A 14,560-nucleotide genomic window follows, 5' to 3' on the forward strand; every position below is an offset into this window, starting at 1 on the left:
GGCGAAGCTGGCTACTTCTTTTCTTCCTTGCCGCCTTCTTCGGCTCCGGAGAGGAAGGTGTTGGGGCCGTCGAACTGTTCGTTTTCGAAGAAGCCGTGCAGCTGGCGGATACGGGTTGGGTGGCGCATCTTGCGCAGCGCCTTGGCCTCGATTTGGCGAATGCGTTCGCGGGTCACCTTGAATTGCTTGCCGACCTCCTCAAGGGTGCGGCTGTAACCGTCGACCAGTCCGAAGCGAAGGGAGAGCACGCGGCGCTCCCGCTCGGTGAGCGAATCGAGAACGTCGATGATCTTCTCGCGGAGAAGACTGAAGGCGGTTTGGTCGTAAGGATTTTCGGCCGACTTGTCTTCGATGAAATCGCCGAAGTTGGTGTCGTCGCCGTCGCCGACCGGGCTTTGCAAGCTGATCGGTTGCTGGGCCATCTTCATGATGGTCTGCACGCGCTCGACGGGTAGGGCCATTTCTTCCGCGACTTCCTCGGGGGTCGGCTCGTGGCCGTACTCTTGCAGAAGCTGCTTCTGCACCTGCATGACCTTGTTCAAGGTCTCGATCATGTGGACCGGGATGCGGATGGTGCGGGCTTGGTCGGCGATGGAGCGGGTGATCGCTTGGCGGATCCACCAAGTCGCGTAGGTGGAGAACTTGTAGCCGCGGCGGTACTCGAACTTCTCGACCGCCTTCATGAGGCCCATGTTGCCTTCCTGGATGAGGTCGAGGAAGGAGAGGCCGCGGTTGGTGTACTTCTTGGCGATCGAGATCACGAGGCGAAGGTTGGCTTCGACCATCTCGGTCTTGGCCTTGTGGGCGGCCTTGAGGTGCTTGCGAACGTTGGCGATGAGGTCGAGCAGCTTGTCCGGCTCGAGGCGGTAAGTGTTGTGGTAGGCTTCCAGTTCCTCGAGCAGGGGCTCGGTCTTGATCAGAGTGTCCGCAGTCGACTTCGGCTTCTTGGCGCGGTCGAGCTTGCGGTAGATCGCGTTGATGCGGCTGAGGTCCTTGCTGATGGTTTCGTCGATGTACTCTTCGAAGACTTTCAGCTTGAAGAAGAACTTAGGGAAGAAGGCCCGCAGGGTGTTCTCCTGCTTGCGGAAGCGGGAGCGGATCTTCTTCTTGTTTTCCGGATCGGTTTCCTCCTGGAGCTCTTCCCAGCTCGCCATCATGCGGCTGTAGGTCTTCTGGCTCTTTTCGACGTAGATGGGGAGGTCGTTGAAGAAGGTTTCGCGGTTCTCGATCTTCTTGTCGATGACGATGCGGTCGAAGCGTTCCTCGCGGTTGAGCAGCTTCTCGGCGAGGTCGATGGTGAATTCCGCCATCATGCCCACGGAGAAGAGTTCTTCCTGGGCTTTTTGTTCGGCGTTTTCGATGCGCTTGGAGATTTCGACTTCCTGTTCGCGGGTCAGCAAGGGGACTTGGCCCATTTGCTTGAGGTACATGCGAACGGGGTCGTCCAGGATGTCGTGCTGGCTGGCCTTGGTCTGCTCCTCTTCCGCTTCTTCCTGCTTGGCTTTGAAGTTGTCTACTTCCTCGGGATCGAGGATATCGATTTCGAGGTTTTGCAGAATGGAGATTACGTTGTCGATATCGTCCTGACTATCGACGCCTTCCGGGAGAGCTTCGTTGATATCGCCGTGCGTGAGGTAGCCCTGTTCCTTGGACTGACGGATCAGGTAGCGGATACGCTCGTTGACCTGATGCTTGCTAAGGCTAGGCTTCTTCTCTTCTTCGCTTTTCTTCTTGCGTGGCATGTTGCTGGGTCTGGTGCTGTCTTATGAAAATAAAGAACCAATCTGAGGCGGTTTATGCTTCAGTTGGTTTAATGCAAATAGTTCTCCGAGGAGGGCACTAGCGGCGGGATGGTCATTGGTTGCCTCTTTTCTTCCGATTTCAAGTCTTATTTCCTTGCTCTTTCGATCTACGAACTTGATGGCCAGTTGCTTGAGGGCTTCGTTTGCGAATCGTTCTGGGTTTTCTTGCGGTTTGGCCTCGAAGTAGATGGAGGAAGCTAGCCTTTTCTGATCGGCGCTTTCGAGGTGTTCATTAAGGGAATCGGGTCCTTCCCACATGTCGTTGAGGAACTCGTTAAGCACGAAGTCGAGCAACTTCCCTTCGGGCAACGTATTGTCAATCCACTCGGGGTCAACTACGTGGGCCACTTGGCTGCCGAGCTCCGGCTCGATCATGCAAAGCGCGAGCAGGTCGTGCTCCACGGAATAGACCGCCTTGCGGCGGGTTGGTTCGTTGGGGGCCGCGATTTGCGGGGATTGCTGAGGCGGGGGAGCGGGCGGCGGTGGCGGGGCGGGGCGGGCGTGCTCCACTTGCTGGCCGGTGAAGCGCTGGAAGTCGGAGAGGGTGGCGTCCTCGTCGAGCTCGAAGGCGGCGGCGGCTTGCTTGACGAATTCGATCTTTGCCGCTTCGGAATCGGCCTTCTCTATAATAGAGAAGACTTCGCGAATGGCCTTGGCCTTGCCTTGGGGTGTGAGGCGTTCGTCCTGGGGCATGTGGGCCTTGCAGGCGAAGGGGATGGGCTGGAGCTCGCGTTGGAGCAGTGCGTCGAGGGCTTCGCGGCCGCCTTCCCGAAAGATGTCGTCTGGGTCTTCCTTGTCGGTGAGGGGGATGAAGGCCGCTTCCACACCTTGGGCGAGGGCGAGCGGCAGCATGCGCAAGGCGGCCTTTTGGCCGGCGGAGTCGCCGTCGAGCAGGACAATCAGGCGCGGTTCGTAGCGCTTGAGGAGGCGGAGCTGGGATTCGGTGATGCCGGTGCCTTGGGGGGCGACGGAGGTCTTGATGCCCACCGACCAGCAGCGGATGGCGTCGAGCTGGCCTTCGACCATGACGAAGGGGCTTTCCGGCTTGGCCTCCATGCGGGCTCGGTCGAGGTTGAAGAGCAGGTTGCCTTTGTGGAAGATGGGGGTTTCCGGGGAATTGATGTATTTCGCCTCGTGGCTGGGGTCGTCCTTGGGGGTGATCTCCAGTTGGCGAGCGGTGAAGGCGGTGACGCGGCCTTGGTGGTCGCGGATGGGGATCATCAAGCGGCCGCGGAAGCGGTAGCCCATGCGGTGCGGGTCGATGCCGCGCTTGGCGTAGAAGAGGCCGCAGGCTTCCATGGCTTCTTTGGAAAAGCCTTTTTTTACGGCGAGTTCGCCGAGCTTGACGCTGTTGATCGGGGCGAAGCCGATCTTGAATTCCTCAGCGGTCTCGAGGGAGAACTGGCGTCCTTCGACCCAGTACTTGCGGATCCACTCGCCCGCTTTGTCGCTGGCGAGGAACTGTTCTCGGAAGAAGTCGGTGGCGAGCTCGTGCAGGTCGAAGAGCTCTTGGCGGAGGCTGCGTTCCTCGCGGGCCCGGCTGTTTCCCTGTTCGTACTCGAGCTCGAAGTTGAAGCGTTTGGCGAGCGTCTCGACGGCTTCGGTGAAGGTGAGGCGCTCGGTTTCCATCACGAAGGCGATGGCGTCGCCGGAATTGCCGGAGCTGAAGCACTTGTAGAAGCCCTTGTCGGGAGAGACGTAGAAGGAGGGGGTCTTCTCGTTGTTGAAGGGGCTGAGCCCTTTGTAGTCCGCCCCGGCTTTCTTCAACGCGACTTCGCGCGAGACGACATCGTATATATTGATGCGGTCTTTGAGATCGCGAATGCTGCTGGGTTTGATTGCTGGCATGTGGGGCCCGACGAGGCTGCGCGGAGAATCCGGATCAGTTGCCGTTTTGCAAGTACTGTTTCGCCTCTTCGTATCCGGGCGCTCCACGAGGGGCGATAGACATGAAATCTCGGTAGGCGGCAGCGATAATGGAGCGCGGGGCGTTCGCGTTGCGCAGGGTCTGGGCGAGGGTGAGCGCGATGGCCGGGCTTTGGGGGAAAAGGAGTCGAAGGGCTTTGATTTCCTCGAGAACGCGGGTGGTGTTCTGCGTTTTGATTAAGGTCTGGAGGTACTGGTTGGCGATGACCTCGGAGCGGGGAGCCCGGCTCTTGGCCTGCAGGATGGTATTCTCCGCGTCGTACCAGTTGCCGAGGGCGTAGTAGGCTTGGGAGAGGCGGTACCAAACTTGCGGATCGTTGTCGTTGTTGCCGAGCAGTTCCCAGTAGAGGGAGATGGCCTCGTTGTAGTTGCCGGCTTCGAAGGCGGAGATCGCTTGTTCGTAGGGGCTGAGGGCGAGGCTGTTGCCTTTTTCGGCGGGACCGGCGGGACCGTCGGGCGGGGTGGAAGCGGTGTTGGCGGGCGGGTCGCCCTCGTCGTCGAATAGGGCGAAGGGCAGCTTTTGCGCGGGAGCGTCGCCGGGGGCTGGTTTCGGAGCGGCTTCGTTTTGGTTCGGTTCGGTCGGTTGCTGGGCAGCTACGGTATTTGCCAGCTGTTCCGCCTGGCGTTTCGCGGCGGCTTCTTCTTCGGCGATCCGTTGAGCCTCCAGCTCCTCGCGTTCCTTTTCCAGCTCGGCGGCTGCGGCGGCGATTTCGCGGCGGGCGCGGTCCCAGCTGTCTAGAACTGTCTTCGATTCTTGGATACGGGGATCGCTGAGGTCGGAGCCGTAGCGCTGGCCGTACTGGGTGAGCCAGATGGTGGCTTGCTGGAATTGCTTGAGCGAGGTCTCGAGCTTGATGAGTTCGGCGAGTGCGTCCTTGGAGGCGCCGTCGTCGCCGTAGGCGGCGGCTTGGCTGAACCAAGAGCGGGCTTGGGCGGTGTTGCGGCTGGCGAGGTAGAGCTCGCCCAGCTTGAGGGCCGGCTGGGAGGAGGGAGTGATTTCGTTCCACTTGCCGGCGGCTTTGATGGCGTCGGTGAGCTTGCCGAGCTTTTCGTTTTCCAAGGCGACGGCTTTCCAGGCGAGGAAGTCGCCGGCGTGGTTTTTGAGGTAGGATTCGAAGGCGGTCACGGCGGCCTGGCTCTGGCCGAGGCTGGCCCGGATTTCGCCGATCTTTACCCAGAGCTGGTCGGCCTCGGGATCGAAGCGGACGGCCTCCTCGAAATGGGCGGCTGCTTCCTCCAGCTTACCGGCGTTTTGCAAGGCCCGGGCTAGGGCGATGCGGAGCTCGTTGGAGTCGGGAAAGGAGTCGAGGCCTTCGCTCAGGATCTCGATGGCGAGGTCGGAGCGGTCCGCGAAGAGCGCTTCGTTGGCCTCGATCTGGACGGACTGGATCCGCTCCTCGCGGCTGGCGCAACCGCTGATGATGGCGGCGATACCGGCGATGATAAGGAGTGTCAGGGCGCGTCTGAGCGACTTGGGAAAGGTGGACATTTAGAAGAAAGGCGGTCTGGATTGCGGGCGTCTACGGGTTTTCCGATACAATCAACGAAGGTTGTAGTGAGGCGGGCCGATTTTTGACAACTTTTATTTGCTTACGCTGTCAGGGTTGTGCGAGTTCCGAATTGATCCCCCTTGGAATCAATCGCAGTCTCCCTCCGTTTCCCTCAAAGAGTTTTGCCTCACGTGACTAAAACCTTCCCCATCTTCTTTTCGACCAAGCTCCGACGTTTCCTTCGGAGAAGGACCTTGCTCGTCTCTGCCGCTTTGTTGCTTGGCGCGGTCGCGTCGCTGCCCGCTCAGGACCAAGAGCAGCTCGATCTGTTTGCGGAAGCGCCGCCGCCGCCTTCGAACCGCGTATTCGAATACAAGATGAACGCTTTCGACCTGGAGCATTATTCGGAAGCGGTCGAGGACATGATCGGCCTGTTCGAGCAGGCGAACCAAAAGAAGTTGGCGAAGGGGGCCAAGGGGCGGGTGGGCCTCAAGGTCTACAGCGATTCGGGGCCGGGCTTGAGCACGCCGGAGCCGCTGGTGGAGGCGGTGGTACGCGCCCTCGAGAAGCGCGGCTTCGCCCGCAACGAGATCTTCATAATCGGCATGAGCGCCATCAATCTGCGCGATTCCGGCTTCCTGCCGCCTTTGAGCAAGCGAGCTTACGATTTCCATCAAGTCTTCGTGCGTTCGTTGGATTCGGGGCAGTACTACCACGAGAAGTGGTTTTACGACAGTCCCTTGCCTGCGAAGTCGGCCAAGTACTGGATCAACGTGGCCCAGGAGAACCCGTTTCCCGCCAAGGACGAGGACGAGCTGGCCCGCAAGAGCTACCTGCCGGTTCCGCTGCTGCACGAGGTCGACTTTTGGATCAACCTGCCGTGCTATTCCGACCATCCGGTTTTGGGGGTAAACGGAGCCTTGATGAATGCGACTTTGTGGAACGCCAGCAATACGACTCGCTTTCTCAACAGCCCGGCTAACGCGCCGGTCGCGGTCGCGGAGATGGGGGCCATTCCGGAGCTACGCGAGACTTGGCAGCTCAACATCGTGAGCCTCGAGCGCTATCAGTACATCGGCGGGCCGGTTTTCAATTCGCTCTATACCGTTTCCGAACCGTACGTCCTGCTCAGCGACAATCCGGTGATGCTGGACTCGCTCATGGCGGAGCGCATCAATCGGCACCGCTCGAAAAATGGGTTTGCTCCCTTGCCGGAACAGATGAAGATCCTCGAGTTTTCCGAGCAGCTCGGATTGGGCGATAGAGACATTGCGTTGATGGACCTGATTCGGGCTAACTAGCCACTTATCAGATTTTTGAATACGCCGTGTCTGCCAAACAGGTCATCGTAGAAACTTCCCTTTCCACCTATCCGATCCATGTCGGTCGTAACTTGGGCGCTCAATTGCTCGCTCAGGTCGAGCAGCTCGCTTCCAAGGGAGCGCGAATCGCAGCGGTCACCGATAGCAACGTTCGCAAGGCGCAGGCTGCTTGGTTCGATGCCTTGGGCGAGTCGGTTGCGGTATTGACGGTACCGGCTGGCGAGACGAGCAAGGGCATCGCCCACTTCGGGGAAGTGCTGGACTTTCTTGCGGCCAACAAGCTGGACCGTGGCGGCGTGGTGCTAGCCGTGGGCGGCGGGGTGGTCGGCGACCTCGCTGGATACGCGGCGGCGTCCTACCTGCGCGGAGTGCGTTTTATCCAAGTTCCCACAACCTTGCTCGCCATGGTTGACAGCTCGGTCGGCGGGAAGACTGGAATCAATATCTCGGCTGGCAAGAACCTGGTGGGCGCCTTCCATCAGCCCATCGCCGTGTATTCGGATATCGAGATGCTGAAGACCATGCCTCCCCGCGAATTCGCGTCGGGCATGGCGGAGGTGATCAAGCACGGGATGCTGCAGGATGCGTCGCTTTTCGACCTGTTGGAAGCCAGCCCCATCGCGGGACCGGAGGACGAGCGGCTGGAGTCGGTGGTGGAGTGGAACTGCAAGATTAAGGCGTCCGTAGTGAATGCGGACGAGAAGGAAACGGCTGCCAGTGGCGGTCGCGCTCTCTTGAATCTGGGCCACACCTTTGGGCATGCCATCGAAAATGTGGCCGGCTACGGCGAATACTTGCACGGCGAGGCTATCGGAATCGGGCTCGTGGCGGCGGCGCTTTTGAGCGAGCGCTTGGGCTTCCTTTCGGAAGCCGATGTGACTCGTATTCGAAAAGTGGTTTCAGAGCACCGGCTTCCCATTGCCTTGAGCAAGCCCTTGCCGGCGGAACGGTTGCTGGGGGCGATGCGACTGGACAAGAAGGTGAAGGCCGGCGTGATTCGCTTTGTAATCATGAAGCGTATTGGGCAAGCTGAGACAATCGAGTCTGCCGACATGGCTCTGATCGAGGAGATCTGGCGCGAGTGCGGCGCCTCTTGATTTTCGATTGAGCCAAGCGAATCCCGAAAGCCATGCAACGCGTCGAAGAAGCCATTGTCAGTGAATACTTCGAGCAGAACGGCTTTTTGGTGCGGCCGCTGCGCAAGTCGCGGCCTCAAACCAAGAAGGCGAACGAGGAAGGGCTCGACCTCTACGTGCGGAACATGGTTTTCCGCGAGGGCGGGCGGGATCCGAGCTTCCTGCTTTTCTCCAGCGAGCTGCGGTACCTGGAAAGCGCCATCATCTGCGTGCGGGGTTGGTTTGGCGACAAGGCGGCGCTTGCCAGCATGACGGGCGGGGCGGACATCTTGAAGCACTTGGAGGCATACGTCTTCAAGAAGGTGGACAAGTGGTTCGAATACGATCCGGCGGTGACCTTCGGGACCACGACGCCGCCGCGGAAGGTACTGCTGGCGCCGGTCTTTCCGACTCAGGAGCCGCATCGCTCGCAGTGCGTCGAGCTGCTGCAGGAGAAGGGGGTGGACGGGATCCTCTCCTTCAAGTCGATGGCTTTGGACCTGATCGACCGAGTGGATACGAAGCAGATCTACGAGAAGTCGGACTTGCTGCAAACCCTGCGGATCCTGAAGAACTTCGACTTGATCAAGGATTCGCAGATGGGCTTGTTGGGGTAGCCGACGCTCGCGGCTGGCGCGGGGGCACGAAAAAACCGGCCCCTGAAGAGGAGCCGGTTCTAGAAAGTCTAATCGGGAGCGAGAAGCTAGTTCTTCTCTGCCTTGAGCTTGCGCTGGTGGGCGAGGGTGACCTTGAACATCTGCAAGCAGAAGTAGAAAGTGCCGGCAGCCGGAAGGGCTGTGAAGCCAGCGACTAGGTTGATGATAGTCGCATCTTCGCTGGGAACGTGTGGCTTGAACCAGAGGGCGAAGAGGGCCCAGACGATAACGACGAGCACGACGTCGAAGGCGATTGTTTTAGGCGTTATTTTTAGCACTTTGGACATAACGGAGGAAATAGGTAGTCGGAGAACTCGGAGTGTCCACCCATTTTCTGCCGGAATCCGCGGAAAAGTGCCTGAAAGCGCCGATCTGGGACCTGCACAGGCGGTTTTGCGGTTTGAGCTTAGCGAAATTGCGGAAAGACACGGCGAAAACGGTATCCTTCACGGATTGTGGAATTTGCCCGGATTTGCTAGTCTATGGGCACGCTCAAGAAAACGAGCGCACAGGACACGAAAGCAGGACGAAAGTAATTTTTCTCTGATTTTAGTTCCAAAACTGAGTCGTTGCTTGGCCGGGGCGGATGTGGGACCGCCCCGGTCTTCTTGTGTCTGGAGCTCGCCTCGCCGAGCGGACGAGAAGCTCCCGGGCATTAGAAAGATGCATGGCGAAACAGCTTTTCTAATACCTCGATGGCTGGATTCGGTGTGCATTGACGGTCATCGTTTTCGCCGCTTAAATCTAAGGCATAGAAATAAAGAGGCGCGGTGCCTGGCTCTGCAAAATAACGCAACCAGGGGATGATAGCGTCAAACGGGCGGTACAACCGCCCGTTTTCTGTTTTGTAGGGGGAGGAAGCGAGTGTGCCTCAGTCGAGCTCGCGCAGGCGGAAGTTGCGGATTTCGATGTTGGCCTCTTCGGCTTGGAAGGTGATGAAGCCGGAGGTGGCGGATGCGTTTTTGCCTTCGTTGACCAGCTTGTCGTTGAGGTAGACCTGGATGGTGTCTCCTTTGGCTACGATGTGCAGGGCGTTCCATTCGTCCGGCTCGTTTTCGAGCTTCTTCTTTGGCTTCCCGTATTCGCGCGGTTCGGGCTTGGGGGTGAGGCGGATGCGGCGATTTCGCTCGGCCGCCTTGTCGGGCATTTGCTCTTCTTCTACGTCGATGCTGTTGTTCAGCAGCCAGAAGTCTCCGGTATGCTCTGGCTCCAATTGGATCTCGATGCTTTCCGGCCAAATACTATGGGCGGTGTCGCTTGTACTGTGAATCTGGATACCGCTTTTTCCGGGCTCGTCGGGCCAGCGGAACTCGAACTTTATCTCGTAGTCCTCGTACTCGTCCAAGGTTTGCAGGTAGCCTTCCGGTTGGCCGGCTCCCTTGATCAGCAAGGTCCCGTCTGCTTTGATCTCGAAGACCTCCTCCGGATCCGCTTCTTCGATGAAGTCGAAGTAGAATTCGTTATGGTCGACGTCCTTGAAGAGGTAGGTCCAGTCGCCTTGGGCGGTTGCGTAGCTGGCGAACAGAAGGGTGGATACGACGAGTGGAAGTAAGCGAGTCTTCATAGCGGTTAAAGGGGGTGTGGAAAACCTTAGTGCATTGTCCGCATCTGGCAAGGGCGAGGCGAACGAATCACTTATGGACCCGATTCTTGGCGATTCGTTGCGCAATGAAAGTGAAGCGCTTCTCGTCTTTCGGTTGTTCACCTCGTAACCTCAAAAAGCAAGTGCCCTATGAAACGTAAAAAAGCCTCCGATTTCGACCAAGGTCTCCTCAATCTTTTCGATCAATACGTACACGGACTCGTCGATCGACGCTTTTTCGTGAAGGAGGCGAGCAAGTACGCGATCGGCGGACTCACGGTGGCCGGGATCTTGGATAGCCTAAGTCCCAACTACGCCTTTGCCCGCCAGGTCGATCCCGAGGATGCGTCTTTGCTGACTGGATACGAGACCTACGAATCGCCCGAGGGGAACGGCGAGATGCGCGGCTACCTCGTTCGTCCGAAGGAAGCGGGCGGCAAGCTGCCGGGAGTTTTGGTGGTGCATGAAAACCGAGGCTTGAATCCTTACGTGGAGGACGTGGTGCGGCGCTTGGGGAAAGCGGGTTACGTGGCCTTCGGTCCGGACGCGCTGTGGCCACTCGGCGGCTATCCCGGCACCGATGACGAGGGGCGAGCGATGCAGCGGAAGCTCGACCGTGGACTGATCGTAAAGGATTTTATCGCAGGTGCTCGCCACCTCGCCGCTCACGAGGCCTGCAATGGGAACATCGGGGTGGTGGGATTCTGTTTCGGCGGTTGGATGTCGAACCGCTTGGCGGTCCACTTGCCGGATCTCATCAAGGCGGCCGTCCCTTACTACGGAGGCCAGCCCACGGCGGAGGAAACGGCGAAGATCAAGGCGGCGATTCAGTTGCACTACGGAGGTCTCGACGAGCGCGTGAATGCGGGTTGGCCAGCTTACGAAGAGGCGCTCAAGGCCAACGACGTGGAGTACGAGGCCTATATTTACGAGGGAGCGAACCATGGGTTTCACAACGATACGACGCCGCGTTTCGACGAGGCGGCCGCTGCCTTGGCATGGGAGCGGACCCTGGCCTTTTTCGCGAAGCACTTGAAACGCTGACGGTTGAGGGGGCCATCGCTTTTAATGGGACCCGTTTCTAGTCTTCAACGGTAACGCGAAAGAAGGATCGCGGGGCTTGCGAATCTAAGGAGCCCTGGATGCGCGCGTCCGTGTTTTGCTCGGGATCGCTTCGAGGTGGATTGCCTGAGGCCTGCCATTCGGTCCAGGTGCTGAGGTCGTCGCTGCGCTGAATCACGAAACTCCGGTCGGGGACCATAGAGAAACGCACGCTGAGGGTGTCTCGGTCGCGCGTGAATTGCGGTGACCATTTGCTCGAGGGATCGAGCGGCAAGGTGTCGGTGAGGAATTCGAGGCGGTTGCTGTTCCCGTCGGCATCGGGATCGGCGTCTGCGGCCGCTTCGGGCGCGGTGGTGCTGGAAAAGTGCTGGGCCTGCCATTCCTGGTAGCGCGTGTCGGCTCCGATCTGGGCGATCCAGCGGGTGAGCAGGCCGGTTCCGCTTTCGTCGGTGAGCTCATTGCCGAAGGGAGGCATGCGCTTGAAGCCGTCGCGGGCGGCCATGCGGTCGAGCAGGAGGGAGTTTTCCGGCGATCCGGAAGCCACGAGGCGCTTGTTGGGATTGCCTCCGGTATTGGCGGCTTCGCCTTCCACGAGGCCGGTCGCTTCCAGGGAAATGTAGGGACGGGCGTCCCAGGAGGAAGGTGCTCCGCCGTTGGGTTGATGGCAGGAGACGCAGTTGACGGCGAGGTAGCTGCGGGCCCGAGCTTCGAGCGAGGCGGTCTCGTCGTTTGGCAGTTGGTGCCGAGGCAGACTGGATGGGTCTTCGATCGCTGTATCCAAAATTCCGAGGCGCGAGAAATAGGCGAGAGTGTTTTCGGCTTGTCCCTCGTGCGCGCCGAGGGTGTTGAGTTGACGCGTGTTGAAGCTCAGGGCGTAACCGGCTGCGGGCGTGTGGCAAGCGAGGCATTGCTGGCGGGACGGAATGTTCCAGGTTTGCTCGCTTGCCTGGCCGTCGACTGTAACCGAAAACTCGATACTGGCTCCTTCGGAGGGAACGAGGGTCGCGTCCGTTTGCGCCTCGTTCCATTGGTAGCTGAGTCCATAGACGCCAGTATCCGTTTTTACGAGGAAACGAGTTTCGATGCGCTGGCGGGAAGCGGGATTGCCGCGCTCCGTCTCGAGCTCGAAGTGCTTTATCCAGATGGAGCCTTCCGGAAAGGTCCAAGGTTGGTCTGTGGCGAAGGCGATTTGCTCGTCGCCGGGAATGGAAACCCAACGGGTCTTGACGGCGTGGTCGGACCAGAAGGGAAGGGCTGGTTGGTAGGGATAGATCCCCGCTTCAGGGTCGAGGGTGGCGAGATTCGAGAAGGCGCCCGTGTCGCTCAGGCTGGCGGGGAAGTTCGGTGCTCCGGTGTTTGCGGAACGTTTCAGCTTCCCCAGTCCGCCCCAGATGTTTCCGGCGATCAGCTCGCCGTTTCGCGGGTTGCGTCCGTAGGCGGAAACGCTGGCGAAGGAACCGATGCGTTCGGTTTGGTAGCTTGCGGAGGATTCGTCCCAGCGGGTTGCCCAGGCGTGGTTGTGGTAGAAGTCGGAGAAAAGGTAGGCCCCGTAGAGTTCGGGAAAGGCGGCGCCGCGATAGACGATGCCTCCGGACACGGAGACGCCGAGGTCGCGTCCGTATTCAAAAACTGGATCGAGCAAGGGGCCGAACTCGGGTGGGACGCTGCGGTTCTGGCTGTAGTTGTGGGCTCCTTCTCGGTTGGGCCAGCCGTAGTTGCCGCCTTTTTCGATAAGGTTGATTTCCTCGTAGGCGTTTTGTCCCACGTCGGAAAGCCAGATCTGGCCGGTGAGCGGGTCGATGTCGAGATGCCAGGGGTTGCGTAGGCCGATCGCGTAGAACTCCAAGCGCAGGTCCGAGTCGGGATCGGCTCCGGCGTTTTGCCAATGGCTGACCAGTGGGTTGTCGGCGGGGATGCTGAAGGGCGCCAGGCCTTCGCCGTCGCGCGGGATGGCGGGGTGCGAAGTGGGTTCGATGTTTTGCGGCTTCTTGTCCACGTCCAGTCGCAGGAGTCCGGCGAAGAGGTCTTTGTCGATGCGTTGGCCATTTTGGTAGCTGTCGCCGCCGCCACCTTCGTCGCCCATCGCTACGTAAAGGTAGCCGTCGAGGCCGAATTGGATGGCTCCGCCGTTGTGGTTGTTCGCTTGGTCGCGTTGGTCGAAGAGGACGAGCTCGGAATCCGGGTCCGCTACGAGCGGGTCGTTCGTGGAGCGGGAGAAGCGCGACAGGCGATTGGTAGCTTGGCCGCTGGCATTGGTCGTATAGAAGACGAAGAAGTAGCCATTGGTTTCGTACTGGGGATGGAAGGCGAGGCCGAGGAGGCCGTTTTCGGATTGGGTGGTTACGCGGGAACGGATGTCGAGGAAGGGCGTCGCCGCGACGGTGCCGGCGTCCAGGTCGGTAACGACGGAGATGCGTCCGTCGCGTTCGGCGAGAAATAGCCTGCCCGAACCGTCCGCTGGGCTGGCGATCGCGAGGATGGAGCTCAGGCTGAGAATCTCTTCTAGCTCGTAGCTTCCCGTGGCGAATTGGGAGGGGAAGGAAAGGGTTTGGTTGGCAAGGCGTTGGGCGTGGCCGGGCGCGAGCAGGCCAAGCAGGAGGGCGATGGAGGCGGTGGCGAGGCGCATGGGGCGGTTTGATTCGAGATTTACGGTAAAGGGGGAAGCGGCGCGGGGCGGAGCGAATTAGGTTGCGCGGCAAATGGCTTTTGTCTGCTTAGTGGATTCCGGTGCCTGACAAAGAGATAATAGAACAACGATCGAGAACGGTTCGTTCCCGCATCCTTCGTATCGGCGACGGCCGAACTCTCTCGGAGGAAGATCGCCTGACTGTAGAGGAGCCTCTAGAGATCGCCGTGCAAAATGGCAATACAACGCTGCCCTTGGGGGTTGCCTTCCGCACGCCTGGCGACGACGAGGCGCTTGTCTTGGGCATGCTTCGCAACGAGGGGATTATCGGCAGCCATTCCGAAGTGCTGTCGATGCGCTTTACTCAGGAGAAGGGGGCGACCATGCCGGCTTGGCGGGCCATGGTGAAGGTGTCCGATAAGATCGTTTTGGATACGGATCGGCACCAGCGGGCCTTTCCCATCAGCTCCGCCTGCGGCGCTTGCGGGAAGAGCGCTCTCGAGTCGCTGCGTATCGCTCGCGAGGATCGCTTCCACGATCGGGAAGGCCCTCGTTTCCAAGAAGCGACCTTGGTCGATTTTCCCCGTCGCCTCCTGGAGAGGCAGACGGACTTCCAGCATACGGGGGGCCTGCATGCGGCGGCCCGTTTCGGGGCGGATGGCGAGTTGATCGCCTTGGCTGAAGACATTGGGCGACACAATGCCATGGACAAGCTGGTCGGGGCATGGCTACGCGGAGACGGCGTGGCCTGGAACGAGCAGGCCATTCTTTTCAGCGGCCGGCTGGGGTACGACTTGATGCAGAAAGCGATGGCGGTGGGATGTCCGTTTCTGGTTAGTATCGGAGCGCCGTCCAGCTTTGCGGTCGAGCTCGCGAACTTGTTCAACGTTACCTTGGTCGGTTTTTTAAGGGGCGAGCGATTCAATGTCTACAGTTCGCCCCACCGTATCCAGTTTTCGGATTAGCTAACCCATTGCGC

General features: G+C 59.6%; 11 protein-coding genes. 5 read left to right on the forward strand and 6 right to left on the reverse strand.

Features of this window, described 5'->3' with window-relative positions; all coding sequences use genetic code 11:
• Positions 1 to 11: 11 nt before the first annotated feature.
• Genes rpoD through QEH57_RS05680 form a run of 3 tightly spaced genes read right to left on the reverse strand, consistent with a single transcriptional unit; the run spans position 12 to position 5,217 of the window.
• The gene (rpoD, locus tag QEH57_RS05670; protein ID WP_309005720.1) at positions 12 to 1,742 is read right to left on the reverse strand and encodes an RNA polymerase sigma factor RpoD; all 1,731 of its coding nucleotides are present in this window, start codon (positions 1,740 to 1,742) and stop codon (positions 12 to 14) included.
• Between the two features lie 21 nt (positions 1,743 to 1,763).
• Positions 1,764 to 3,650: a DNA primase gene (dnaG, locus tag QEH57_RS05675; RefSeq protein WP_309005721.1), complete on the reverse strand. Its 1,887-nt coding sequence runs from the start codon at positions 3,648 to 3,650 to the stop codon at positions 1,764 to 1,766.
• 34 nt (positions 3,651 to 3,684) lie between these two features.
• Positions 3,685 to 5,217: a tetratricopeptide repeat protein gene (locus QEH57_RS05680; RefSeq protein ID WP_309005722.1), complete on the reverse strand. Its 1,533-nt coding sequence runs from the start codon at positions 5,215 to 5,217 to the stop codon at positions 3,685 to 3,687.
• A 192-nt stretch (positions 5,218 to 5,409) separates the two neighbouring features.
• Here QEH57_RS05680 and QEH57_RS05685 point away from each other — a divergent pair, with 192 nt between their 5' ends.
• The 3 genes from QEH57_RS05685 to QEH57_RS05695 are packed head-to-tail and all read left to right on the forward strand — an operon-like array spanning position 5,410 to position 8,272.
• Positions 5,410 to 6,519 carry a hypothetical protein gene (locus QEH57_RS05685; protein ID WP_309005723.1) on the forward strand — a complete coding sequence of 370 codons (1,110 nt, stop codon included), beginning with the start codon at positions 5,410 to 5,412 and terminating at the stop codon, positions 6,517 to 6,519.
• Between the two features lie 26 nt (positions 6,520 to 6,545).
• A complete protein-coding gene (gene aroB / locus QEH57_RS05690) occupies positions 6,546 to 7,637 on the forward strand; it encodes a 3-dehydroquinate synthase (RefSeq protein WP_309005724.1) in 1,092 nt (363 codons plus the stop codon).
• A gap of 32 nt (positions 7,638 to 7,669) precedes the next feature.
• Positions 7,670 to 8,272 carry a hypothetical protein gene (locus tag QEH57_RS05695; RefSeq protein ID WP_309005725.1) on the forward strand — a complete coding sequence of 201 codons (603 nt, stop codon included), beginning with the start codon at positions 7,670 to 7,672 and terminating at the stop codon, positions 8,270 to 8,272.
• Positions 8,273 to 8,358: 86 nt separating this feature from the next.
• Here the strand turns inward: QEH57_RS05695 and QEH57_RS05700 are convergent, their stop codons facing one another.
• Together QEH57_RS05700 and QEH57_RS05705 are read right to left on the reverse strand one after the other, a co-directional pair.
• The gene (locus QEH57_RS05700; protein ID WP_309005726.1) at positions 8,359 to 8,598 is read right to left on the reverse strand and encodes a hypothetical protein; all 240 of its coding nucleotides are present in this window, start codon (positions 8,596 to 8,598) and stop codon (positions 8,359 to 8,361) included.
• A gap of 584 nt (positions 8,599 to 9,182) precedes the next feature.
• Complete coding sequence (locus QEH57_RS05705) at positions 9,183 to 9,875, reverse strand: DUF1080 domain-containing protein (RefSeq protein ID WP_309005727.1); 693 nt, start codon at positions 9,873 to 9,875, stop codon at positions 9,183 to 9,185.
• Positions 9,876 to 10,043: 168 nt separating this feature from the next.
• On the opposite strand from QEH57_RS05705, the gene QEH57_RS05710 reads away from it, so the two are divergent.
• Positions 10,044 to 10,937, forward strand: coding sequence for a dienelactone hydrolase family protein (locus tag QEH57_RS05710; protein WP_309005728.1), 894 nt, complete (start codon positions 10,044 to 10,046; stop codon positions 10,935 to 10,937).
• A gap of 37 nt (positions 10,938 to 10,974) precedes the next feature.
• Here the strand turns inward: QEH57_RS05710 and QEH57_RS05715 are convergent, their stop codons facing one another.
• Positions 10,975 to 13,581 (reverse strand): PQQ-dependent sugar dehydrogenase, encoded by a 2,607-nt coding sequence (locus QEH57_RS05715; RefSeq protein WP_309005729.1) that lies wholly within the window; start codon positions 13,579 to 13,581, stop codon positions 10,975 to 10,977.
• A 101-nt stretch (positions 13,582 to 13,682) separates the two neighbouring features.
• Between QEH57_RS05715 and fdhD the strand changes: the two genes are divergently transcribed.
• On the forward strand, positions 13,683 to 14,546 hold the full coding sequence (fdhD, locus tag QEH57_RS05720; protein ID WP_309005730.1) for a formate dehydrogenase accessory sulfurtransferase FdhD: 864 nt from the start codon (positions 13,683 to 13,685) through the stop codon (positions 14,544 to 14,546).
• Positions 14,547 to 14,560: the final 14 nt, after the last annotated feature.

It is taken from the genome of Pelagicoccus sp. SDUM812005 (assembly GCF_031127875.1).
GTDB lineage: Bacteria > Verrucomicrobiota > Verrucomicrobiia > Opitutales > Opitutaceae > Pelagicoccus.

Bases quoted from the DNA above. Each gene is read 5' to 3' on its own strand.
- rpoD (WP_309005720.1), bottom strand. From the start codon at position 1,742: ATGCCACGCAAGAAGAAAAGCGAAGAAGAGAAGAAGCCTAGCCTTAGC.
- dnaG (WP_309005721.1), bottom strand. From the start codon at position 3,650: ATGCCAGCAATCAAACCCAGCAGCATTCGCGATCTCAAAGACCGCATC.
- QEH57_RS05680 (WP_309005722.1), bottom strand. From the start codon at position 5,217: ATGTCCACCTTTCCCAAGTCGCTCAGACGCGCCCTGACACTCCTTATC.
- QEH57_RS05695 (WP_309005725.1), top strand. From the start codon at position 7,670: ATGCAACGCGTCGAAGAAGCCATTGTCAGTGAATACTTCGAGCAGAAC.
- QEH57_RS05700 (WP_309005726.1), bottom strand. From the start codon at position 8,598: ATGTCCAAAGTGCTAAAAATAACGCCTAAAACAATCGCCTTCGACGTC.
- QEH57_RS05705 (WP_309005727.1), bottom strand. From the start codon at position 9,875: ATGAAGACTCGCTTACTTCCACTCGTCGTATCCACCCTTCTGTTCGCC.
- QEH57_RS05710 (WP_309005728.1), top strand. From the start codon at position 10,044: ATGAAACGTAAAAAAGCCTCCGATTTCGACCAAGGTCTCCTCAATCTT.
- QEH57_RS05715 (WP_309005729.1), bottom strand. From the start codon at position 13,581: ATGCGCCTCGCCACCGCCTCCATCGCCCTCCTGCTTGGCCTGCTCGCG.